This is a genomic window from Caulobacter sp. GW821-FHT05F04 (assembly GCF_059419665.1).
In genome coordinates this window covers 150516-173706 of record NZ_JBWKSF010000005.1, presented here as the reverse complement: position 1 = coordinate 173706, position 23191 = coordinate 150516, and the positions used below count along the sequence as shown (strand labels likewise).

General features: G+C 69.2%; 18 protein-coding genes, 1 pseudogene and 1 riboswitch. Of the genes and pseudogenes, 15 read left to right on the top strand and 4 right to left on the bottom strand.

Annotated features, from left to right (window positions below; genetic code table 11):
• Positions 1 to 280: 280 nt before the first annotated feature.
• Positions 281 to 799, bottom strand: a complete 519-nt coding sequence (gene cobU, locus AC07R7_RS15065) for a bifunctional adenosylcobinamide kinase/adenosylcobinamide-phosphate guanylyltransferase (RefSeq protein ID WP_494635715.1) — start codon at positions 797 to 799, stop codon at positions 281 to 283.
• Positions 800 to 835: 36 nt separating this feature from the next.
• Positions 836 to 1025, top strand: a riboswitch (cobalamin riboswitch).
• 148 nt (positions 1026 to 1173) lie between these two features.
• Here cobU and AC07R7_RS15060 point away from each other — a divergent pair.
• From AC07R7_RS15060 to AC07R7_RS15015, 10 genes and pseudogenes are all read left to right on the top strand, one after another.
• On the top strand, positions 1174 to 3126 hold the full coding sequence (locus AC07R7_RS15060) for a TonB-dependent receptor plug domain-containing protein (RefSeq protein ID WP_494635714.1): 1953 nt from the start codon (positions 1174 to 1176) through the stop codon (positions 3124 to 3126).
• A 160-nt stretch (positions 3127 to 3286) separates the two neighbouring features.
• Complete coding sequence (locus AC07R7_RS15055) at positions 3287 to 4144, top strand: aminotransferase class I/II-fold pyridoxal phosphate-dependent enzyme (RefSeq protein ID WP_494635713.1); 858 nt, start codon at positions 3287 to 3289, stop codon at positions 4142 to 4144.
• Positions 4141 to 4977 carry an ABC transporter substrate-binding protein gene (locus AC07R7_RS15050; protein ID WP_494635712.1) on the top strand — a complete coding sequence of 279 codons (837 nt, stop codon included), beginning with the start codon at positions 4141 to 4143 and terminating at the stop codon, positions 4975 to 4977. The genes AC07R7_RS15055 and AC07R7_RS15050 overlap by 4 nt, the downstream gene beginning before the upstream one ends.
• Positions 4974 to 5972, top strand: coding sequence for a FecCD family ABC transporter permease (locus AC07R7_RS15045; protein ID WP_494635711.1), 999 nt, complete (start codon positions 4974 to 4976; stop codon positions 5970 to 5972). The genes AC07R7_RS15050 and AC07R7_RS15045 overlap by 4 nt, the downstream gene beginning before the upstream one ends.
• Positions 5969 to 6739, top strand: a complete 771-nt coding sequence (locus AC07R7_RS15040; RefSeq protein ID WP_494635710.1) for an ABC transporter ATP-binding protein — start codon at positions 5969 to 5971, stop codon at positions 6737 to 6739. The genes AC07R7_RS15045 and AC07R7_RS15040 overlap by 4 nt, the downstream gene beginning before the upstream one ends.
• On the top strand, positions 6729 to 7700 hold the full coding sequence (gene cbiB / locus AC07R7_RS15035; protein ID WP_494635708.1) for an adenosylcobinamide-phosphate synthase CbiB: 972 nt from the start codon (positions 6729 to 6731) through the stop codon (positions 7698 to 7700). The genes AC07R7_RS15040 and cbiB overlap by 11 nt, the downstream gene beginning before the upstream one ends.
• Positions 7688 to 9127: pseudogene (locus tag AC07R7_RS15030) on the top strand (cobyric acid synthase); the annotation flags it as partial. The gene cbiB and the pseudogene AC07R7_RS15030, both read left to right, overlap by 13 nt.
• Before the next feature lie 13 nt (positions 9128 to 9140).
• Positions 9141 to 10166, top strand: a complete 1026-nt coding sequence (cobT, locus tag AC07R7_RS15025) for a nicotinate-nucleotide--dimethylbenzimidazole phosphoribosyltransferase (protein ID WP_494635707.1) — start codon at positions 9141 to 9143, stop codon at positions 10164 to 10166.
• 2 nt (positions 10167 to 10168) lie between these two features.
• Positions 10169 to 10924 carry an adenosylcobinamide-GDP ribazoletransferase gene (cobS, locus tag AC07R7_RS15020; RefSeq protein ID WP_494635706.1) on the top strand — a complete coding sequence of 252 codons (756 nt, stop codon included), beginning with the start codon at positions 10169 to 10171 and terminating at the stop codon, positions 10922 to 10924.
• Positions 10921 to 11400, top strand: coding sequence for a tyrosine phosphatase family protein (locus tag AC07R7_RS15015; protein WP_494635705.1), 480 nt, complete (start codon positions 10921 to 10923; stop codon positions 11398 to 11400). The genes cobS and AC07R7_RS15015 overlap by 4 nt, the downstream gene beginning before the upstream one ends.
• Before the next feature lies 1 nt (position 11401).
• Here the strand turns inward: AC07R7_RS15015 and AC07R7_RS15010 are convergent, their stop codons facing one another.
• Both AC07R7_RS15010 and AC07R7_RS15005 read right to left on the bottom strand, forming a co-directional pair.
• Positions 11402 to 11986 carry a DUF2939 domain-containing protein gene (locus tag AC07R7_RS15010; RefSeq protein WP_492885229.1) on the bottom strand — a complete coding sequence of 195 codons (585 nt, stop codon included), beginning with the start codon at positions 11984 to 11986 and terminating at the stop codon, positions 11402 to 11404.
• Positions 11987 to 12033: 47 nt separating this feature from the next.
• Complete coding sequence (locus tag AC07R7_RS15005) at positions 12034 to 13092, bottom strand: alginate lyase family protein (protein ID WP_494635704.1); 1059 nt, start codon at positions 13090 to 13092, stop codon at positions 12034 to 12036.
• Positions 13093 to 13325: 233 nt separating this feature from the next.
• Here AC07R7_RS15005 and AC07R7_RS15000 point away from each other — a divergent pair, with 233 nt between their 5' ends.
• Positions 13326 to 14789 carry an AMP-binding protein gene (locus tag AC07R7_RS15000; protein WP_494635703.1) on the top strand — a complete coding sequence of 488 codons (1464 nt, stop codon included), beginning with the start codon at positions 13326 to 13328 and terminating at the stop codon, positions 14787 to 14789.
• 10 nt (positions 14790 to 14799) lie between these two features.
• Here AC07R7_RS15000 and AC07R7_RS14995 read toward each other — a convergent pair whose 3' ends face one another.
• Positions 14800 to 15486 carry a TetR/AcrR family transcriptional regulator gene (locus tag AC07R7_RS14995; RefSeq protein WP_492838427.1) on the bottom strand — a complete coding sequence of 229 codons (687 nt, stop codon included), beginning with the start codon at positions 15484 to 15486 and terminating at the stop codon, positions 14800 to 14802.
• A gap of 196 nt (positions 15487 to 15682) precedes the next feature.
• Between AC07R7_RS14995 and AC07R7_RS14990 the strand changes: the two genes are divergently transcribed.
• The 4 genes from AC07R7_RS14990 (at position 15683) to AC07R7_RS14975 (ending at position 22617) form a co-directional block, all read left to right on the top strand.
• The gene (locus tag AC07R7_RS14990; protein ID WP_494635702.1) at positions 15683 to 18283 is read left to right on the top strand and encodes a TonB-dependent receptor plug domain-containing protein; all 2601 of its coding nucleotides are present in this window, start codon (positions 15683 to 15685) and stop codon (positions 18281 to 18283) included.
• Between the two features lie 127 nt (positions 18284 to 18410).
• Positions 18411 to 19673 (top strand): serine hydrolase domain-containing protein, encoded by a 1263-nt coding sequence (locus tag AC07R7_RS14985; protein ID WP_494635701.1) that lies wholly within the window; start codon positions 18411 to 18413, stop codon positions 19671 to 19673.
• Positions 19670 to 20986 (top strand): spinster family MFS transporter, encoded by a 1317-nt coding sequence (locus tag AC07R7_RS14980; RefSeq protein ID WP_494635700.1) that lies wholly within the window; start codon positions 19670 to 19672, stop codon positions 20984 to 20986. Before AC07R7_RS14985 ends, AC07R7_RS14980 begins: the two co-directional genes overlap by 4 nt.
• Positions 20983 to 22617, top strand: a complete 1635-nt coding sequence (locus tag AC07R7_RS14975; protein WP_494635699.1) for a carboxylesterase/lipase family protein — start codon at positions 20983 to 20985, stop codon at positions 22615 to 22617. The genes AC07R7_RS14980 and AC07R7_RS14975 overlap by 4 nt, the downstream gene beginning before the upstream one ends.
• Positions 22618 to 23191: the final 574 nt, after the last annotated feature.

Sequence of the window (23191 nt, the reverse complement as noted above, 5' to 3'; positions counted from 1 at the left end):
TGTCTGTTGCGCGCCTAAGTCCTTGATTTTGCGTGGCTGGGTAGGACCGGTGCATGGCCCTACGGTGAGTCAAAGGTGAGCAAAATCAAATACGTAAGCTTACCTGCTCTCCCCCTACGGGAGAAGGTGGCCGCCGAGGGCGGTCGGATGAGGGGTCACACGGGGCTAACCGCTCGCGCCGTAAAGCTAATCCGACAGGCTTATCACCCCCTCATCCGGCGCCGCGCGCCACCTTCTCCCGCAGGGGGAGAAGGAAAAGCGCCCGCACGCCGACGGGAATTCACCCCTGCGGCTTCAGCTTCAACGGCAGCCCGGCCGCCACGAAATAGACCTCGTCGACCGCCTGCGCGAGCCGCTGGTGCAGCCGTCCGGCCTCATCCCGAAACCGTCGACCAAGCGGCGTCTCGGGCACGAGGCCCAGACCGACCTCGTTGCTGACCAGCCAGAGGCGGGCGGGGCAGGCGGCGACGACTTCGACCAGAGCGGTCGCCTCCGTCGCGATGTCGCGCTCGTCCAGCATCAGGTTCGACAGCCACAGCGTCAGGCAGTCGACGACCGCCACCGCGTCGGCGGGGAGGGCGGCGATCGCCTCCGCCAGGGCCAGCGGCGCCTCCACCGTGGTCCATGATTCGCCCCGGTCGGCCTGGTGGCGGGCGATGCGCTCGGCCATCTCGTCGTCGAAGGCCTGGCCGGTGGCGATCAGCACCGGACGCACCGCTCCAGCGGCGATTTCCGCCGCTTTCTGGGCGAAGGCGCTCTTGCCGGAACGGGCTCCGCCCAGCACCAGGATCGACGTCATGGAAGCTCCACATTGACCGTAAGCGGCGCAGTCTATAGGGCTGCCCCCGCACCAGGCTCCTCGAAAGAGGATTAAAAGGGAACGAGGTTCAAGACCTCGGCTGCCCCCGCAACTGTAAGCGGCGAGTTCTAGCGTCACATGCCACTGGGGTCTCCGGACCCTGGGAAGGCGATGCCAAGAGCGACGACCCGTGAGCCAGGAGACCTGCCCGGCGCAGTCGTTCATCGCTCGGCCGGGGTGCGCCGAACGAACGGGATCTCCCGCGAAACGACAGTCAAAGGGCCGCGCGACGGTCCGGGGCGTACGTGTGGCTTTCCAGCTCGCGGGTGCGTCGCGGTCAGCCGTGCGGGTCGTTCAACTGGGAAGATTGAAACATGATCCGAACGTTTTTGAGCTCCACCGCGCTCGCAACCCTCCTTGTCGCCGGTTCGGCCATGGCGGAAGAGCAGAAGGCCCCCGAGGCCGATGTCGCCGGCGCTGTCGGCGCCAACGGCGTCGCCGAGCTGATCGTCACCGCCACCCGCACCGCCCAGCCGATCGAGAAGGTCGGCGCGTCGGTCACCGTCCTGACGCAGGCCGCCATCGAGGCCAGCCAGGCCATTTCGGTGACGGAGCTGCTGGCCCAGACGCCGGGTGTCAGCTTCACCCGCAACGGCGGGCCGGGCACGGCCACCAGCCTCAACATCCGCGGCGCCGAGACCCAGCACACCGTGGTGCTGATCGACGGCGTCAAGCTGAATGACCCGTCCTCGACTCAGGGCGGCTTCAACAGCGGCAACCTGCTGATCGGCGACATCGCGCGTATCGAGGTGCTACGCGGCGCCCAGTCGACCCTGTGGGGCAGCCAGGCCGTCGGCGGCGTGGTCAATATCGTCACCGCCGATCCCACCGTTCCGTTCACCAGCTCGATCGAGGCCGAAGGCGGCGCGCGCAAGACCGGCTACCTGCGGGCCGGCGTTGGCGGCGCTTCGGACAAGATCACCTGGCGCCTGGCCGGCGGCTACTACACCACCGACGGCTTCTCGACCTACAAGCTCGGCAAGGAGAAGGACGGCTACCAGAACACCGGCCTGTCGGGCCGTGTCCGTGTGGCGCTGGCCGAAAACGTCTCGGCCGAGGTCCGCTCGGTCTATTCGAAGGGCAAGAACGACTTCGACGGCTTCAACGTCGACAGCGCCGAGTTCGGCCGCACCGAGGAACTGGTCGTCTATACGGGCCTGAACTTCACTCTGCTGGACGGTCGCTGGAACAACCGCCTCGGCTACGCCTATACCGACACCGACCGCGAGAACATCAACCCGGCCCGCCCGGCCGCGCCGCTGACCTTCGACGCCGCCGGCAAGAACAAGCGCTTCGAATATCAGGGCGTGTTCGCGATCTCGGACATCTGGACGGCCACCTTCGGCGCCGAGACCGAGAGGGCCCGCATGCGCACGCGCTCGCCCACGGTCGCCAAGCCGAACCCCGCATTCAGCACCGGCCGCGTCGGCGTCGACAGCCTCTACGGCCAGCTGCAGGTCGAGCCGGTGAAGGGCCTGACCTTGACCGGCGGCCTGCGCTACGAGGACCACGACACCTATGGTTCGCACACCCTCGGGCAAGTCGCGGCCGCCTGGGCGCTGAACGAAGGCAATACGGTCGTGCGCGCCAGCTTCGGCCAGGGCTTCCGCGCCCCGGGCCTCTACGAGCTCTACAGCGAGTACGGCAACCTCAGCCTGTCGCCGGAAGATTTCGACAGCTGGGACGCCGGGATCGAGCAGCGCTTCTTCGGCGGCAAGGCCCGCGCCTCGGCCACCTGGTTCCACCGCGAGGCCGACAACGAGATCCGCTTCTTCTCGTGCGCCTCGGGCTCGACCACGGCCCTGTGCAATCCGAACGGCGCGTTCCGCTTCGGCTACTACGACAACGTCCAGAAGACCAAGGCGCAAGGGGTGGAACTGATCGGCGAGGTCAAGCCGGTCCCGGCCCTGACCATCACCGGCAACTACACCTATACCGAAGCCGAGTCCGACTCGGGCGCCAGCAAGGGCAAGCAGCTGACCCGTCGCCCGAAAAACATGGGCAACCTGTCGGCCGCCTATCGTTGGCCGGTCGGTCTGACCACGACGGTGGCGGTGCGTTACGTCGGCAAGACCTACAACAACGACGCCAACACCCAGGTGGTGAAGGACTATACCCTGGTCGATCTGCGCGCGGCCTATCCGATCAACGAGACCCTCGAGGTCTTCGGCCGGGTCGAGAACGCCTTCGACAAGGACTACCAGACCATCCTGAACTACGGGACGCCGGGACGCGGAGCCTTCGTCGGCTTGCGGGCGCGCTTCTAGGCCCATGAAGGCGTCGATTTCCACCATCGGCGCCTTCCGGCATGGCGGCCGTCTCCGCGAGGCGATGGCCGCTTTTCCGGACGCGCCGCGTCCCTGGCTGGACCTGTCGACCGGGATCAATCCCGAGCCTTGGTCCGGCCAGCGGGCGCCGGCCGACGCCTTGCGCCGGCTGCCGGATCCGCTTGAGCTGGCCGAACTGGAGGCGGTCGCCGCGCGCGCGTTCGGCGTCGCCGACCCCGGCCGCGTGGTCGCCACCTCCGGCGCGGAGGCGGCGCTGCGGCTGCTGCCCGGTCTGATCGGCGGCGGGCAGGTCGCGCTGCTGGCCCCGATCTATGGCGGCCATGCCGAGAGCTGGGCGTCGTCGCCTCCGAACTTCATCGCGTCGCTGGACGATCCGAGCGCCGTCCGCGCCGACGTGCTGGTGCTGGTCAATCCGAATAATCCCGACGGCCGGCGGATCGAACGGACCGCCTTGGCCGCCCTGGCGGCGGAGCGGTCTGACGCGGGACGCTGGACGGTCGTCGACGAGTCCTTCGGCGAGGTCGCGCCCGAGCTCAGCGTCGCCGACCTCGAGATCGACCGACTGGTGACCCTGCGCTCGTTCGGCAAGTTCTACGGATTGCCTGGGGTTCGACTGGGTTTCCTGATTGGAAACAAGGTTTTCGCGCGGGAATTTCGCGCGCTTCTGGGCGACTGGCCGGTCGGGGCCGACGCCCTAACGATGGGGTTGGAGGCCTACGCCGATGACGCCTGGAGGGCGCAAACTCGGACGTGGCTGGAGACCCAGGCGGGCGCGGTCGACGCTGTTCTAACCAAGGCGGGCCTCAAGCCGCTTGGCGGCTGCGATCTCTTCCGTTGGGCCGAAGCGCCCGACGCGTGTGGCCTGTTCAGCCGGCTCTGCGCTCAGGGCGTGCTGACGCGCCCCTTCGCGGACCGGCTGGATCGACTTCGGATTGGCTTGCCTTCGCGCAATGAATTCAATCGCTTTGAGCAAGCATTTCGCGCGGTGACGTCATGAACCGCCGCGAGGCTATGGCCGGGGCCCTGGCGATGACGGCGGGCGGTCCGCCGCCGCTCCCAAGGCGCATCGTGTCGCTGAACAGCTGTCTGGACGCCATGCTGGTCCACCTGGCCGACCGGGGCCAGATCGCCGCCCTCAGCCACTATGCCCGAGACGCGCAGGCCTCCACCGTCGCGGCCCAGGCCCGGACGCTGCCCTACACTTGGGAGAGCGCCGAGGAGGTCATCGACCTGATGCCCGATCTGGTCCTGGCCAGCCAGCACTCGGCTCTGGCGACGCGCAACGCGCTCAAGCGCCTGCACGTGCCGGTCCAGCGTTTCAAGGTTCCCAGGTCGATCGACGAGAGCCTGGGCCAGGTCCGCGAGCTGGCCAGGCTGATCGGCCATACCGATCGCGGCGAGGCCCTGGTCGCCCGCATCGAGGCGGCGATCGCGGCCGCCAAGCCCACGCCCGGCGCGCGACGGCTGACGGCGCTGATCTATCAGCCCAATGGCTTCGCGGCCGGGCCCGGCACCCTGGTCGACGAGATGATGGACCATGCCGGCTTCGACAATGTCGCCCGCCGCTTCGGCCTGAAGACCTGGGGCAATGTCGGGCTGGAGCGCCTGCTGGCCGATCCGCCGCAGGTGCTGCTGGTCGGCGTTTCCGCGCCAGGCGCGCGCAGCTGGGCCGACCGGATCATGACCCACCCGGCCCTCAAGGCCGTGTCCGGCCGGATGCGCCAGGCGCCGGTGCCCGAGAAGCTTCTCTATTGCGGCGGCCCGGTGCTGATCGAGACCGCCGCCGCCATGGCCCACGCGCGGGTGCAAGCCTTGAAGGAGGGCGCATGAAGCCCCGGTCTCCCCCCATGGCGCCATGGGCGATCTGCGGCGTTCTGCTGGCGCTGCTGGTCGTACTGTTCGGCGTCAGCCTGTGCGCCGGGCGCGTCTGGGCGCCGTGGAGCGCCTGGACCTCGGGCGGCGCCGATCCGCGCTGGGCCATCGTCTTCGGCCTGCGCCTGCCACGCACCATCCTCGCCATCCTGGTCGGCGGAGCCTTGGGCCTCTCCGGCGCGGCGTTGCAGGGCTACACCCGCAATCCGTTGGCCGATCCCGGAGCCCTGGGCGTCTCGGCGGCGGCGGCGCTGGGCGCGGTGCTGACCCTCTATCTGGGCGCGGCGGGCGAGGCGATCTGGATCCTGCCGGCCGCCGCCATGGTCGGGGCGGGCCTGGGCGTCGCGGCCCTGCTGGGCCTGGCGGGCGTCACCTCCAGCATCGTCACCTTCATCCTGGCCGGCTTCGTCATCCAGACGGTCTGCGGCTCGGCCATCGCCCTAGCCCTGAACCTCGCGCCAAACCCCTGGGCGGTGAACGAGATCGTCAACTGGACGCTGGGCTCGCTGGCCGACCGCAGCGTCGACGAGGTCAAGCTGGCCGCGCCGGGGATCGTCGCCGGTGGCGTCCTGCTGCTGACCCTCGGCCGCTCGCTGGACGCCCTGACCCTGGGCGAGCAGGGCGCGCGCTCCCTCGGTGTCGACCTGTCGCGCACGCGCCTGCTGATGGCCATCGGCGTCGCCGTGGCGGTCGGGTCCAGCGTGGCGGTGACCGGCGTCATCAGCTTTGTCGGCCTGATCACCCCGCACCTGCTGCGGCCGCTGCTGGGCGCCAGGCCGAGCGCGGTGCTTTTGCCATCGTTCCTAGGCGGCGCGGCCCTGACCCTGGCCGCCGACATCCTGGTGCGCATGACCCCGGCCGCCAGCGAGGTCAAGCTCAGCGTCGCCATGGCCATGCTGGGCGGCCCGTTCTTCCTGGCCATGCTGATCTCGATGCGCCGGAGGCTGGCATGATTTCCGCCCGGAACGTGACCCTGGCCCTGGGCGGACAAGCGGTGCTGGACGGCGTCACCGCCGACTTCGCCAAGGGCGGCGTGATCGCCATCGTCGGTCCCAACGGGGCGGGCAAGTCGACCTTGCTGGCGTGCCTGGCCGGCCTGCGGCGTCCGGACAGCGGCGCGGTCACCCTGGACGGCGCGGCGGTCGCGACTCTGCCCGGCCGCCAACGCGCGGGCCGCATCGCCTTCCTGGCCCAGACGCCCGAGATCGCCTGGGACGTCGACGTCCGCGCCTTCGTGGGCCTGGGTCGCACGCCGCATCTCGGGGCATTCGGTCCCAGCGCCGAGGACCGCGCGGCGATCGACGCCGCCATCGCCGCCGCCAGCCTGGAGCGCTTCGTCGACCGCGCCGTCACCCGGCTGTCGGGCGGCGAGCGGGCCCGCGCCTTGATCGCACGCGGTCTGGCCGGCCAGACCGACTGGCTGCTGGCCGACGAGCCGCTGACGGGCCTTGACCCCGGCCACGCCCTGGACGCCCTGGCCCTGTTCCGCCGCCTGGCCCACGACCAGGGCAAGGGCGTGATCGTCACCCTGCACGACCTGAACCTGGCCGCGCGCTTCGCCGATCGGGTGCTGGTGCTGAGCGAAGGCCGTCTGGTCGTCGACGGCGCGCCCGACACGGCCCTGACACAAGAAACCCTGTCAGCCGTCTATGGCGTCGTCGTCCGCCTTCACGGGGGCGAGGGCGGGCCGCTGATCGAGGTGCTAGGCCGTGCCGGCTAGGCTCTTACCCACCAGCCCCTGGATCGTCCTGGCGGCGGCGGTCGTGGAGGCCGCCGTCGGCTATCCAGACGCTCTGCACAGGCGCGCGCCGCATCCGGTCGTGTGGATCGGCGGGCTAATATCTGCGCTGGAGGCGGGCCTCAACCTGCCGGGGTTCGGCGAGATCGCGCGCCGCCTGCTGGGCGTGGTGACCCTGGCGCTCATCGTCGGGGCCAGCGCCCTGGCCGGCTGGATAGTCGCGGACCTCGGCGGACCGGTGGCGATCGTGCTGGTCGGGACCGTGGGCCTGGCCCAGCGCAGCCTGTTCGACCATGTCCGCGCCGTCGCCAAGCCCTTGGCGGCGGGCGACCTGGACAGTGCGCGCATCACGGTCGGCCACATCGTCGGCCGCGACGTCGCCCGACTGAGTGAGAGCGACATCGCCACCGCCGCCATCGAGAGCCTGGCCGAGAGCTTCTGCGACGGGATCGTCGCGCCGCTGTTCTGGTTCGTGATCGCCGGCCTGCCGGGCCTGTTCGTCTACAAGGCCGTCAACACGGCCGACAGCCTGATCGGCCACCGCGAGCCACGCTGGCGCGCGTTCGGATGGGCCTCGGCGCGCTTCGACGATCTGATGAACCTGATCCCGGCGCGCCTGGCGGGCGGGGTGATCGCCCTCGCCGGCATGTTTGCTTTGAAGGGGGGCGGCTGGCGGATCATGCTGCGCGACGCCGGCAAGCACGCCTCGCCCAACGCCGGCTGGCCCGAGGCGGCGATGGGCGGAGCCCTCGGCGTACGCCTGGGCGGTCCGGCCTGGTACGACGGCGCGCTGTCCCAGCGTCCGGTTCTGGGCGAGGGCAGGGCGGCGACACCCGCGGATCTGACCCGCGCCCTGCGGATCTATCTTCTCGCCTGCGGGCTGCTCTGGTTGATGCTGGCGGTCGCCGGGTTCGTCTGGGGAGGATTCGCATGGCCGCGTTGATGATCCAGGGCTGCGGCTCGGATGTCGGCAAGTCGGTGCTGGTCGCCGGCCTGTGCCGCCTGTTCGCCAATCGCGGCCTGAGGGTGCGGCCGTTCAAGCCGCAGAACATGTCCAACAACGCCGCCGTGACCGCCGACGGCGGCGAGATTGGCCGCGCCCAGGCCCTGCAGGCCATCGCCTGCCGCGTCGCCCCGACCGTCGACATGAATCCGGTGCTCTTGAAGCCCCAGAGCGACGTCGGCGCCCAGCTGATCGTGCGCGGCCGGATGGCCGGGACCTGGAAGGCGCGCGGCTATCAGGAACGCAAGGGCGCGCTGCTGGACACGGTGCTGGAGAGTTTCCGCACGCTGCAGGCGCAGAGCGACCTCGTCATCGTCGAAGGCGCCGGCAGCCCCGCCGAGATCAACCTGCGGGCCGGCGACATCGCCAATATGGGCTTCGCGATCGCGGCCGACGTGCCGGTGGTGCTGGTCGGCGACATCGATCGCGGCCATGTCATCGCCGCCCTGGTCGGGGCCCACGTGGTGCTGGACGCCGCCGACCGCGCCATGATCAAGGGCTTCCTGATCAACAAGTTCCGGGGCGATCCCAGCCTGTTCCAGGACGGCCGGGCCGAGATCGTCCGTCGCACGGGCTGGGCCGACCTCGGCATGGCCCCGTGGCTGGCGGCGGCGCGTCGCCTGCCGGCCGAAGACGCCGTGGTGCTGGACCGCGCCGCGACCGCTGACGGCCGCAAGGTGCGGATCGTCGTGCCGATGCTGTCGCGGATCGCCAATTTCGACGAGTTCGACGCCCTGCGCACCGAGCCCGAAGTCGAGTTCGCCTTCATCCCGCCGGGTGCGCCGCTTCCGGGCGACGCTGACCTGGTGATCCTGCCGGGGACCAAGGCGACCCTGGCCGATCTGGCCTTCCTGCGCGCCCAGGGCTGGGACATCGATCTGGCCGCCCACGTCCGGCGCGGCGGCCGTGTGCTGGGCGTCTGTGGCGGCTACCAGATGCTGGGCCGGCGGGTGTCGGATCCGGATGGCGTCGAGGGCCCGCCGGACTCGGTCGAGGGTCTGGGCCTGCTCGACGTCGAGACGGTGATGACCGGCGACAAGACCCTGCGGCCGATCGCGGGCCGACTGACCGGCGGCGCGCGCTTCGAGGGCTACGAGATGCATGTCGGCCGCACCACCGGCGCGCTCTCGCCGATGCTGACCTTCGACGACGGCGTCACGGACGGCGCGGTTTCGACCAGCGGTCAGGTGCGCGGCGCCTATGTCCACGGCCTGTTCGACCGAGGCGAGGCGCGGGCGGCCCTGCTGGCAGAGCTGGGCGCGGTGTCCGATACGATCGACCAGGCCGTCCGCGTCGACCAGGCGCTGGACGAGATCGCCGCGGCGCTGGAGCAGGCCTTCGACATTCCCACCCTCGCCGCGATCGCCTGGAGAATTTCCGATGAATTTGCCGCCCGTCACCGCCGTCGACCATGCCCAGACGGGGCGGCTACGCGCCCTGATTGACGGCAAGGCCAAGCCGCCGGGCGCGCTGGGGCGGATCGAGGACCTGGCCGTTCGGCTGGCGCTGATCGCCGGTGAGCGCAGCTTGGACAAGGCGCTCCTGCTGGTCTTCGCAGGCGACCACGGGCTGACCGCCGAAGGGGTGTCTGCCTATCCGTCCAGCGTCACCCAGGCCATGGTCGCGACCTTCCTGGCTGGCAAGGCCAGCGCCAACGCCTTCGCCCGCGCGGTCGGCGCCGAGCTGCGCGTCGTGGACGCCGGGGTCGACGCCCAGCTGCCGCCCCATCCGAACCTGCTGGCGCAGAAGGTGCGGCGCGGGACGCGCAACGCCGCCGTCGAGTCGGCCCTGACCGTCGAGGAGGTCGCCCAGGCCCTGGAGACCGGCGCGCGCATCGCCCGCGACGCGGCCACCGAGGGTTTCGAGATCCTGGCGCTGGGCGAGATGGGCATCGGCAACACCGCTTCGGCGGCGCTGGTCATGCACCGCCTGACGCCCGCGCCGTTGGCCGAGTGCGTCGGGCGGGGGACCGGTCATGACGACGCGGGCCTGGCCCACAAGCTGGCCGTGCTGGAGCGCGCGGCGGCGCGATCGGACGCCACCGAGCCCGCCGCCGTCCTCGCCAAGTTCGGCGGGCTGGAGATCGCCATGATGACCGGGGCGGTGATCGGCGCGGCGTCGGCGCGCATCCCGGTGCTGGTCGACGGCTTCATCGCCTCGGCGGCGGCGCTCGCGGCGATCCGAATGGTCCCGGCGGTCCGGGACTACTGCGTGTTCTGCCATTGCTCGGCCGAGCGAGGGCATCAGCGGATGCTGGCGGCGCTTGAGGCCGAGCCGCTGCTGGACCTGGGTCTGCGTCTCGGCGAGGGCACCGGCGCGCTGCTGGCCCTGCCGCTCGTGCGCGCCGCCTCACGGCTGATGAGCGACGTCGCCAGCCTGGACGACGTCCTGAGCGGACGGCTCTGAGCATGGGCTGGCTCGCGCATCAGGTCCGGCTGCTGCTCTGCGCGGTCCAGTTCCTGACGCGCGTCCCGACCCCGGCGCTGAAGACCTTCGAGCCCGACTGGATCACCCGCTCGGCCCGCTATTTCCCGCTGGTCGGGCAGGGCGTCGGGGCGGTCTGCGCCGGGGTGCTACTGGTCGGCGAGCGGGTTTGGAGCGCGCCGGTCGGCGTCATCCTGGCCCTCGGCGCGGGCCTTCTGATCACCGGCGCCTTCCACGAGGACGGCCTGGCCGACACCGCCGACGGCCTGGGGGGCGGCCAGACGCCGGCGCGGCGGCTGGAGATCATGAAGGACAGCCGCATCGGGACCTATGGCGTCTGCGCCCTGGTCGGCGTGCTGGCGCTGAAGGTCGCCGTGCTGGCTGGAACGCCGGCCGCCGCCGTTTTGCTGCTGGCCGCCCACGGCCTGGGCCGCGCCGCCGCCGTGGCGGTCATGCGCCTGACGCCCTACGCGCCCAGCGGCGAGGCGGGGAAGTGGAAGCCCGTTCCTAAAGGCGTGCGGACTGGCGAGGTGATCGTCGCCCTGCTGATCGCCGGCTGGCCGCTGATCCTGCTGCCACCGAGCGCGGTCCTGGTCGGCCTCGCGGGCGGCGCGCTGCTGGCCGGCTTGCTGACCCTGACGGCCAGGCGGCTGATCGGCGGCCACACCGGCGACGCGCTCGGCGCGGTCGAGCAGGTGTTCGAGCTCGGCTTCCTGCTCGGCGCGGCGGCGCTGGCATGAGGCTGCTGGTCGGTCCGATCACGGCGGTCGCGCGGTTGGCGGGCCAGGCCGATCACGTGCTGTCGCTGATCTCGCCGAACGCCGCGCCGCCGACCTTAACGCAACCTGTAACGACGTTATATTTCAATGATATAGTCGAACAACATGAAGGCCTTATCGCCCCCTCGGCGGCGATGATCGAGACGATCCTGGCGCTGCGCGAGACGCCCACTCTGCTGATCCACTGCTTCGCTGGCGTCAGCCGCTCGACGGCGGCGGCCTATGTCCTGGCCTGTGCGAAGCGGCCGGCGGGCGAGGAGTGGGCCCTGGCCGCTCAACTCCGTTCGCTCTGCCCGGAGGCCACGCCCAATGCGCTGATGATCGCCCTGGCCGATACGATCCTGGGTCGCGGCGGGGCCATGATCCGCGCCGTCGCCGGGATCGGGCGCGGGATCGACGCCTATGAAGGGACGGTGATCGACTGGCGGCTGGACTAGCCTAACCCAGGCCCGGCAGTTCGATCTTCACCAGCTTCCACTTGAAGAGCCCGCGACGCTCCAGCACCAGGCCGAACGGCTCCTGGTCGCCATCCTTGCGGTCGCGATAGGTGGCGCGGAAGTGATCAAGGTCCACGTAGCCGTAATGGACCTCGGTATCAGACTTCGCCTTCTTTACCTCGGGCTGGGGCTGCTCGACGACCGGACCGCCTGGCGTGGCGCCGATGTTCTTCGGCGGCTCGTTGGTGGCGACCATGTTGGCGATCGCGTCAGGCGTCGCATAGGTCTCGACCGCCTTGTCGACCACGCCGACCAGCAGCATCTGGCCGAAGGCGGCGAACGGGTTGTCGCGCAGCTTGGGGTCTTCCTCCAACTTGCGCGTCATGCTGGCCTTGAGCTGGCTCTTCAGGCCCTCGCGCACGGCCGGGAAGTCGACGGCGCTCTCCAGCCGGGCCTTGTCACCCGCCTTGGCCGCCGCCGTCAGCCCCTGCAGCGCCAGGATCGGCGAGGCGAAATAGCCGGCGATCACCAGCGCGGCCAAGACGCCCAGGCCGACGCCAGTCAAGATGCGGTTCGAGCGAGTCATCAGGTTCTCCCGCGAGGATCAAGGCAGGCGGGAGAACCCGGGTCAACTCATGGCCGCGAGGCGCGCAGAATATCGGTCCACGGCGCCGGCTTCTTGCCTGTGCGCTTCACCAGGTCGTCGCGAAGGGGCAGGTATCGGGCGTCCAGCAGGCTGGCCAAGGTGTAGGTGCTTACGCCGTTGGAGACGTCCCAGTCGTGCGGCGCATACTCCTTCTGGCCCGAATTGGCGCGGTCGCGGTCGAATTGGATCTTGGAATTGACGAACTCGCTGTGGGTCTTTTCCCCGCGCGCGAACGCCGCCAGCCAGTCCAGCGAATGGGGCAGGCTGGACCCCGTCGGGCTCTTCCAGATGAACCAGTCCTCGCCATGCGCCTGGGCGGACAGGGCGGCCATCATCAGCGGGTCGAGATTGTAGGTGACGTAGTGCAGGGCGTCGCGTTCGTGGAAGTCGAAGGTCGAGCCGTCCGCATAGAGGTTGACGCCGATCTGCTTGCGGAAGGCGTCGCGGGCGCGGGCGATCAGCTTGGCGTCGCCGGTCTGGTAGGCGGCCAGAGTCGCCATCTTGATCCGGTGGCTCTGCCAGTTGGTGTGGGCGTTCGTCGGCCCCGCGTCCATGGCGTCGAGATAGCCGACCGCCATCCTGCGCCAGAAGGCGTCGACCTTGGCGCGGATCGGGGCGAGGAGGTCGCTCTCCGTCAGGTCGGTGGCCATGACCAGGGTGTCGAAGCCCGTCTCATCTATCGGGTTGAACGAGATCTGGTAGATGTCGGCCCAGTTCTCCAGATAGCGGCCCGTGGCCTCCAGGAACCTGCGGTCGCCGGTCAGGCGGTAGGCCAGCGCGAAGTTCAGCACGATCGGCTGGTCCTCGCGGGCCTTGATGCTGATCTCGCGGATCCCCTTGCCGGGCAGGGTGCCTTCGGTGTGCGCGTGGGGGATGGCGCCGGGCGGACGATCCAGCGTCGCGTCGGCGCGCGAGACGATCGCCGCCTTCAGCGCGGGCGACACCGCGCCCTTGCCGAAGGTCGGGCCCAGCAGGCCGTAGTCGGCGGCGTGCGCGGCGGACGCCATGGCCATCAGGGCGCACGCGGCAAGCCATGCGGTCTTCATAGGAGCCTCCCAAGCTTTTACGGTTTGGGAAAGATATCTGGCCAGTCGCGCGACTTGTCAATTATTGGTCATGCCAATTCTGGTGATTGGCCGGACCGGATTGCACAGCGGTGAGTGTCGCGATTCTGCCTTTTCATTTATTCATGACTAAATTAATGAAGCGGATATCAAGCGCCCGCTGTGATCGTCCCGGTAGAGGGCTGCAGGGGCGCCGTCAGGGAGGCGTACCCACCATGTCGACCGATCGCGTCGCGCTCAGCTCCATCCTCGCCCACCACGCGGGCCAGTCGCCGTCCCGAAACGCGCTGATCTTGGAAGGCGGGGCCGTCACCTATGGCGAACTGGATGTCCGCACGAACCGGCGCGCGCGGATGCTGGCGGCGTACGGCGTGGAACAGGGCGACTTCGTCACCGTGGCCCTGCCCAACGGACTGGAGTTCTATGAGACGGTGTTCGCCTTGTGGAAGCTGGGCGCGGTCCCCAACATCGTCGCCGCCAAGCTGGCGCGCCCCGAGATGGAAGCGATCCTCGACATCGTTCGTCCTCGACTGTTCATCGGCGCGCCGCCGAGACCTGGCGTTCCGGTGATGACGGGGGATCGGAGCGAGCTCGATCGGTACTCGGCCGAGGCGCTCCCCGAGGTCATCTCGCCGCATTGGAAGGCCATGACCAGCGGCGGTTCCACCGGGCGGCCGAAGGTGATCGTCGACGCCATGCCCGGGGCCTGGAACCCGGAGGAGGGCTTTCTGGGCCAGCGGCCTGGCGACGTCATCCTCAATCCGGGACCGCTCTATCACAACGCCCCGTTCCACTGCATCACCATGGGGATGTTCACCGGCGCGACGATCGTCGAGATGGGCAAGTTCGATCCGCTACGCGCGCTGCGGCTGATCGAGGCGCACGGCGTCAACTGGGTGACCCTGGTGCCGACCATGATGAACCGTATCTGGCGGCTGGGTCCCGACGTCCTGTCCGGCTTCTCCCTGCCCAGCCTGCGCATGATGCTTCATATGGCCGCCCCCTGCGCGCCTTGGCTCAAGGAGGCCTGGATCGACTGGCTCGGCAGCGAGCGGGTCTGGGAATATTATGGGACGACCGAGGGCACGGGCTCGACCATGATCTCGGGATCCGAATGGCTGACCCACCGCGGCTCGGTCGGCCGTGTTCGCGACGGTTACGCCCTGAAGATCCTGGACGGGGAGGGGCGTGAACTGCCGCCGGGCGAGGTGGGCGAGGTGTTCTTCCTGCCCCAGGGCGGGGCCGGATCGACCTATCACTACCTGGGCAGCGAGGCCCGCCGGCGCGGCGAGTGGGAAGCGCCCGGGGATCTGGGGTCAGTGGACGCCGACGGCTATCTCTATCTGTCCGATCGTCGCAACGACCTGATCATTTCGGGTGGGGCCAATATCTATCCGGCCGAGGTCGAGGCCGTGCTCGACGCCCACCCGGCGGTGCGCGGCAGCGCGGTGATCGGCCTGCCCGACGAGGATTGGGGCGCGCGCGTCCACGCGATTGTCCAGGCCGTCGAGGACAGCGGCCTGGAACCAGACGAACTGCTCGACTTCGCCGCCGACCGGCTGACCCGCTACAAGCTGCCCAGGAGCATCGAGTTCACGACCGAGCCCCTGCGCGACGAGGCCGGCAAGGTGCGGCGGGCGGCGCTGCGGGACGCGCGACTTGAGAAGGTCGCCACTTGAGGGATGGCGGTCAGGCCGGCTTGCGGCGCCTGTACAGGGCGTCGAAGCCGCCGGCCATGAAGGTCACGAACCGCTCGCGGATCGCCTCGAAGTCGTCAGAGGCGCAGAGGTTGTTCGAAAGGCGATCGATGCGGCCAGTGCGCGATAGAAGGAGCGAATAGGCCCCCGAGGTGAACTGGAAGCTCCAGAACAGGTCCTCGGGCGCGGCGTCGGGCAGCGACTTCTGCAGGAGGCCGATCAGGCGCAGCACCATGGGATCGAAATAGGTGTCCATTTTCTCCGCCCCGTAGCCGGGGGCGTTGTTCACCTGGGCGAAGATGCGGCCGAAGTTGCGCCACCCCTCGTCGCCGTTGATGTAGACGTCGAACGCCTGGTCGTAATAGGCGCGCAACGCGCCCTCGACGGTCGGATGGTCGCCGACCTCGGCCTCATAGGCGTCCAGGCCCGCCGTCCGCGAGGTCACGGCATATTCGACACGACGTTCGAAGACGGCGTCGAACAGGGCCTTCTTGCCCTCGAAATAGTAGTGGATCAGCGCGGGATGGATGCCCATGCGGTCGGCGACGTCCTTGATGGTCACCCCGAAATAGCCGAGCTGAGCGAACAGATCCTCGGCCGTGTCCAGGATCGTCTTCACTGTCGTGGCCCGCTGTTCGGCGCGCGTGCGACGTCCCTCGGCTTTCGGCGCTGCTGGCATGGCTCCCTGTCTTCCTGATCGGATCCGTCCGGTGATGACGCTCTCCAACGATTCAGGATGGGACGATGAGGCGGCGACCCCAAGGGGTCAAGCAAACGTCTCAACAAATTTCATTTAGCGCTAAATAAATGAAATTGACGAGGCGGCGACCCTCGGCTACGCCTTGAGCAAGCAAAAAACAAAAGGGGAGGGTTGAATGAAAACCTGGAACACCGCGCGCCACATGGCGCTGTCCGGCGCGTCGCTGGTTGCCATGCTTTTCGCTGGGCAGGCCTTGGCGCAGGCGACGGACGAGACATCCGACAATACGCTTGAAGCCGTCGTCGTCACCGGATCCAGTATTCGGGGCGTGCCGCCGGTCGGCTCGAACCTGATCGGCGTCTCGCGCGACGACATCAAGACCATTGGCGCGACCACGACGCCGGACCTGCTGGCCAGCGTGCCGCAGCTCAACAGCTTCAACACCGCGCCGCGCGCCAACAACGCCGGGGCCGGGTCTTTCGCGCCGGGTCTGCGCAGCCTACCGGCGACGGCGACCCTGCCGCTGCTGAACGGCCATCGGGTGGTGGCGGGCGGCGCCAACGAGACCAATCCCGACTTCCCGTTCCTGCCGGACCTGGCGATCGAGCGCGTGGAGATCGTGGCGGACGGCGCCTCGTCGATCTACGGCTCGGACGCCATCGCCGGGGTCGTCAACTTCATCACCCGCAAGCGCTATTCCGGCCTGGAGATGTCGGCCCGTTACGGGACGGCCGACGACTACCATACGGCCAGCATCAGCGGCCTGGCCGGTCGCGACTGGGGCAGCGGCTCGATCCTGGCCGCCTACCAGTATTCCGAGAACGGCAACGTCACCGGCGCGGATCGCGATTACCGCAAGGTGGATTTCCGTAACTTCGGCGGCGTCGACACGCGGGGAACCAGCTGTCCCGCGCCGAACGTGGTGGTCGGCGGCGTCGTTTACGGCGCGCCCGGCCTGACGCCCAACTCGACGAACTATTGCGACGTCGGCGGCCCGGTCGATCTCGTCCCGGCCTCGCGCCTGCACAGCGGCTTCGTGAGCGCGCGGCAGGAGATCGGCGAGCGCGTCACCCTGTGGGGCGACCTGCTCTATTCGGACCGCAAGGACGAGGTCCGGGCGGCGATCCCGGCCCAGACCGTGACGATGACGGCGGCCAACCCGTTCTTCAAGGCCCCGCCGGGAACAGCGGCGACGGCCGCGACCATCTTCTTCCGGCCCGACAACCTGGTCGGCGCCGACCACTTCGACCAGACCTATCGCGTCAAGGCCGGCAACTCGTCGGCGGGCGCGGACTTCAGCCTGCCGAACGACTTCAAGCTCAGCGCCTACGGCACCTATGACTGGGCCGAGCACGTCGCCCATCAGCCGATGATCAATCCGGCGGCCCTGGCCGCGGCGGCGGCCGGAACGACCACGGCGACGGCGCTCGATCCTTTCGGCCAGGGCACGAGCCCCTCGGTCGTCTCCAACATCACCAACTACTCGACCAGCGTCACGATCCAGCAGCGCACCAAGCTGGCCGCGGTCAAGTTGGATGGCCCGCTGCTCGCGTTACCCGGCGGCGAGCTGAAGTTCGCGGCGGGCGCCGAGTATCGGCGCGAGACGTTCCGGCAGCGCGGCTTCGTGGGCGTCACGCAGGTTCCCGAGAACCTGGGCCGCAATATCAAGTCCATCTATGGCGAACTGTTCGTGCCGATCTTCGGCGACGGCAATGCGACGCGGCTCATGCACCGCCTGTCGCTGTCTGTGTCGGGGCGCTACGACAAGTACAGCGACTTCGGCTCGACCAGCAATCCGAAGGTCGGCGTCAACTGGGACCCGGTGGAGGGCCTGACGCTGCGAGGGACCTACGGCCGCTCGTTCCGCGCGCCGGGTTTGCGGGACGTCGGCGCCACCGTCGGCGCCTATTACTACGACGCCACGACGGCCGGTGTGCTGGCCCGCGATCCAACGCGGGGCGCGGCCCAGGTCAACACGATCTTCCTGCTGGGCGGCAACAAGACCCTGCAGCCGGAAAAGGCGCGGACCTATTCGTTCGGGGTCGATGTAGCGCCGCCGTCCCTGCCGGGCTTCCGGGCCAGCGCCACCGTCTACGACATCAACTTCACCGACGTGATCGGCACGCCGCCGACCAGCCTGGTCTTCACCGACCCGACCTTCGCCTCGGTCGTCTATCGCAATCCGTCGGCGGCCCAGCTGTCCAGCCTGCTGGCATTGGGCGTGCCGGTCACCCTGCCGACGCCGTTGCCGGCGATCGGCAACGCCCTGGACCTGCGTCGCGGCAATTTCGGGGTGCGCAAGACCCGTGGCCTGGATTTCGACGTCAACTACAGGCGCGCCACCAGCTTCGGCAGCGTGTTCGGCGGCGTCGCTGGCAACTACATCTTCAAGTTCGACACCCAGCTGTCGCCAACGGCGCCCGTGTCGGACGCCCTGAAGCTGGGCGTGCCCAAGGCGACCGTCCGCACGACGGCGGGCCTGGCGGCCGGCGCGTTCCGCCTCGTCGGCTTCGTCAACTATCGCGATGGCGTCACCAACAGCTACGCCACCCCGACGGGGACAAGCACGTACGACGCCAAGGCCTACACGACCGTCGATCTGCGGATCGCGATGACCTTGCCGGATACGGGCCCGACCAAGGGTTCGGAACTAGCCCTGCAGATCAACGACCTGTTCGACAAGACGCCGCCGTTCTTCCCGGCGACCGACGGCATCGGCGGGACCTACAACCCCATCGGGCGCTTCGTCGCGGTGAACCTGCGCAAGACCTTCTGACCGATCCCAAAAAGTCCTTCGGGAGGCGGCCTCGGCCTCGGCCGTCCGACCCACCGCGGGGTAGCCTGGCCTTGCCGCCGGCCCCCGCGGTCTTTCTTCCAGTACCCAGGCCGGAGCGCCCTTTTTTATGATCGATGACGACGCCTGCCGCGCCCAGGGCTTCGACCCCGCCAAGCTCGCCGAGGCCGGGGCGGTCCTCCAGGGTTTCGTTGATCGGGGCGAGCTCTCGGGCGCGGTGACCCTGACCTCGCGCGGCGGCCAGATCGTGCAGGCCGACGCGATCGGCTGGCGCGACCTCGAGGCCGGCGATCCGATGCGGCCCGACACGCTGTTCCGCATCGCCTCCATGACCAAGCCCATCACCTCGGTGGCGGCCCTGATCCTGATGGAGGAGGGGAGGTTCGCCCTCGATGACCCGATCGCGCGCTGGATCCCGGAACTGGCCGAGCCCCTGGTGCTGCGCGACGCGGCCGGATCCCTGCGCGAGACCGAGCCCGCGCGCCGCCCGATCACCATCGAGGACCTGCTGACCCATCGCTCGGGGATCGCCTACGGCTTCTTCTCGGAAGGGCCGCTGAAGCTGGCCTATGAGCGCGCCCTGGGGGATCCGGCCATGACCCGCATGATGCCGGACGAGTGGCTGATCGCGCTGGGCGGTCTGCCGCTCGCCTACCAGCCGGGCGAGCGCTTCCACTACGGCCATTCGACCGACGTCCTGGGCTTCCTGATCGGTCGGGTCGAGGGCAAGCCGTTGCGTGAGGTGTTGAAGGCGCGGGTCTTCGAGCCGCTCGGCATGATCGACACCGACTTCTGGCTGCCGCGCGACAAGCGTCACCGCTTGGCCAGCCTCTACGGCTATGACGAGGCCGCGGGCGGGCTCGCGAAGGTCGAACCCGAGATGTACGATGAACCGCCGAGCTATACGCCGGGCGGCGGCGGGCTGATTTCCTCGGCTCCGGACTATCACCGGTTCGCGCGAATGCTGCTGGGCGAGGGGGCCCTGGACGGCGTGCGCCTGCTCCGTCCGGAGACGGTTCGCCTGATGCGGACCAACCGGCTGACCGACGTCCAGCGCCAGATCCCGTTCGCCGGCATGCCGCTGTGGCGAACAAACGGCTTCGGCCTCGGCGTCTCGATCGCCGAAGACCCGCTCGATAACCCGTATGCCTGCGGCGCGCCCGGCGCGATGACCTGGCCTGGCATCTTCGGCACCTGGTGGCAGGCCGATCCGGTCAATGATCTGGTGATGATCTATCTGATCCAGCACCAGGTGCCGGTGTCGGCCAAGTCTGGAGCGACCATCGCTACCGGGCGCGGGGCCGCCGGACGCCGTGCTCTGCCCGAGCACCAGCGGGGCGTCTACGCCGCCCTGAACAGGGAGGAACGATGATGCGCCCGATCGAGGATGCCGCACCGATGGCCGCGCCCGCCGTCCAGGAACCCGACCGTCGGGCCTGGGTCGCCCTGGCCTGCCTGTGGTTCATCTATGTCCTGAACTTCCTGGACCGGCAGTTGCTGTCGATCCTGGCCAAGCCCATCCAGGACACGCTGCAGATCACCGACAGCCAGCTGGGACTGCTGGGCGGTCTCTATTTCGCGGCCTTCTACTGCTTCATCGCCATCCCGGTCGGCTGGCTGGCTGACCGGACCAACCGCGTGACCGTGCTGGCCGTCGCCTGCGGCGTGTGGAGCGCGGCGACCATGGCCTGCGGCCTGACCAGGACCTATGGCGGCTTCGCGGTCGCGCGGATGACCGTCGGCTTCGGGGAGGCGGGAGGCGTGCCCCCGTCCTATGCGATCATCACCGACTATTTCCCGCCCGGACGCCGGGGCACGGCGCTGGGCCTCTACAACCTGGGCCCGCCGGTCGGCGCGGCCCTGGGGATCGCGTTCGGCGCCTCGGTGGCGGCTGCGTTCAGCTGGCGCGACGCCTTCGTGATCACCGGCGCGGTCGGCGTCGTCGCCGCCCTGGTGCTGAAGTTCACGGTGCGCGAGCCCAGACGCGGCGGACTGGACCATCCGACAGCCCATGCAGTGCAGACGCGCGCGGGCTTCGGCGAGACCCTGAAGATGTTCTTCTCGCATCCGGTGCTGCTGCTGGCTTCGCTGGGCAGCGGCGCGACGCAGTTCGTCACCTACGGCCTGGGCAATTTCGCCACGCTGTTCCTGATGCGCGAAAAGGGGATGACGCTCGGCGAAGTCGCCGTCTGGTACGCGATCGTGGTCGGCGTCGGGATGAGCGTGGGGATCTTCGGCTCCGGCTGGCTGATCGACCGCTTCACCCGCGAGTCCAAACGCGCCTATGGCCTGGCGCCCGCCTGCGCCCTCATCCTGGCCGTGCCCTGCTATCTGGGGTTCGTGGCCGCCCCGCACTGGCCGACGGCCCTGGCCTGCCTGCTTCCGGCCATGTGCCTGAACCATGTCTATCTGTCGTCGGCCGTGACCCTGGTTCAGAACACGGTCCGCCCCAACCAGCGGGTGATGTCGGGCGCCTTGCTGCTGCTGGTCATGAACTTCATCGGCCTGGGCTTGGGCCCGACCTATGTCGGCGCGGCCAGCGACTTCTTCCGGGCCGCGTATCCGCACAACTCGCTCCAGGTGGCGTTGTTCACCCTGGTCCCGTTCTACGGCGTGGCCATCACGCTCTTCCTTCTGCTGGCGCGGACCCTTGGCAAGGCCCCGAAGACCGGAGCCGCTCGATGAACCTCTGGAAGGCCGCCTTCGCCGCGGCGCTGCTAGTCGCCGCTCCCGCCCAGGCCGCGGACAAGCGGCCCGTGATCTCAGCGCCCGCCGGCGCCGTGAAGGGCGTCGTCGACGCCGGAGCGCTCGCCTTCAAGGGCCTGCCCTATGCCGCGCCGCCGGTCGGGGAGAGGCGCTGGCGGGCGCCCGCGCCAGCCCCACGCTGGAGCGGGGTGCGTGACGCCAGCCAGTTCGGCGCCGCCTGCGTCCAGCCCACGCCCGGACCGCCGTCGGTCTATTCCGCCGAGATCGGGACAACCAGCGAGGACTGCCTGACCCTGAACATCTGGACGCCGTCCACCCAGGGCAAGGCGCCCGTGATCGTCTGGATCCACGGTGGCTCCCTGACTTCCGGCTCGGGCAAGTCGTCCCTGCAGAACGGCGCCCGGTACGCGAAGGCCGGGACGGTGCTGGTCACGATCAATTACCGCCTGGGCGTGCTGGGCTACATGGCCCATCCCGAGCTGAGCCAGGAGACGCCGGAGGGCGTCTCCGGCAACTACGGCCTGCTCGACCAGATCGCGGCCCTGCGATGGGTGCGCGAGAACATCGCCGTGTTCGGCGGCGACCCGGCCAATGTCACCATCGCCGGGGAGTCCGCCGGCGCGCTCAGCGTCATGTACCTGATAGTCTCGCCGCCCGCGAAGGGGCTGTTCGCCAAGGCCATCGCCCAGAGCGCCTACATGATCTCCACGCCGGAGCTGAAGGCGGCCAGCCATGGCGCGCCGTCGGGCGAGGCCGCCGGCGCCTATGTGGCCGGCGTGGTGAAGGCGCCAGACCTGGCGGCGCTGCGGGCGATGGACCCGCAGGCGCTGACCGACAAGGCGGCCCAGGCCGGCTTCCTGCCCTTCGGCGCCATCGACGGCGTCGTCCTGACGCGGCAGCTGGTCGACACGTTCGATCGCGGCGAGCAGGCCAAGGTCCCGATCCTGACGGGCTTCAACAGCGGCGAGATCCGCTCCCTGCGCTTCCTGGCTCCGCCCGCCCCGAAGACCGCCGCCGAATATGAGAAGATGATCCGCGAGCGCTATGGCGATCTCGCCGACGATTTCCTGAAGCTCTATCCGGCGACGAACCTGGAGGAGAGCGTTCTGGCGACCACCCGGGACGCCCTCTACGGCTGGACCTCCGAGCGCCTCGTCCGTTCGCAGGTCAAGGCGGGGCAGCCCGCCTTCCTCTATCTGTTCGATCACGGTTATCCGGCCATGGATCAGGCCGGGCTGCACGCCTTCCACGCCAGCGAGATCCCCTACATGTTCGGGTCGCTGGATCGCGTCCCGGCCCGCTGGCCCAAGGCGCCGGAGACGGCGGAGGAGAGGGCGCTGTCGGACGCCATGATCGGCTACTGGACCAGCTTCGCGCGGACCGCTCGGCCGCGGGCCAGCGGCGCGTCGACCTGGAAGGCCTATACGCCCGACGGCGCCTACATGGCCTTCCGCGACAAGCCGGTGGCCGACACCAACCTGATGCCCGGCATGTTCGCCTTCCACGAACGCGCCGTCTGTCGCCGCAAGGCCGCCGGCGACCAGCCCTGGAACTGGAACGTGGGCCTGGTCTCGCCGGTTCTGGTCGGCCCGTCCCAGACGTGTCCGTAGCCGGGCGCGATGACGATCGAACCCATCATGGATGGGCCGACCTCAGAACCGTCTGGGTGTCAGGCCAAAGTGGGGCCGCCGGTGCGCGAGCTCTTGAAGCGGGCAGGGGCGTCGACGGCGGCTTTGAAACAGAGGGCGGTGATCTCGCCCACGCCGGCACGCCCATGAAGCGCCGGCGGACCTGATCGGCGCGGGCGGGTTTGCGCACGCGCCGATCAAGCTCGGTTGTCACTGACTCTTTAAGTCGCGACTGTCGGCCGAACGATTTCGGTGTGAGGCCTGACTCGATAAGCCGCGACTGACTCCGATATCGCGCGATCAGACTCCAAAATGCGCGACTGACTTTTGGCGCGTTTCGGCTCATCGCCTTCGTCGGGAGCCGCGTAGGTCTCCCCGATTGTCGTAGCCCATGTTGTTGGCGGCGGCGACGATCGGCTGGGTACGGCGGCATACGGTTGATCGTCCACGACCCCACCGTGGCGGCTCTGCGTGTCTGAGGTCGCTTCAAGGTGAACGACCTTGCCGCGCCTTGGGCGCTCGCCTCCCTGTTGCACCCGTTCAGCTCGGCCCCACG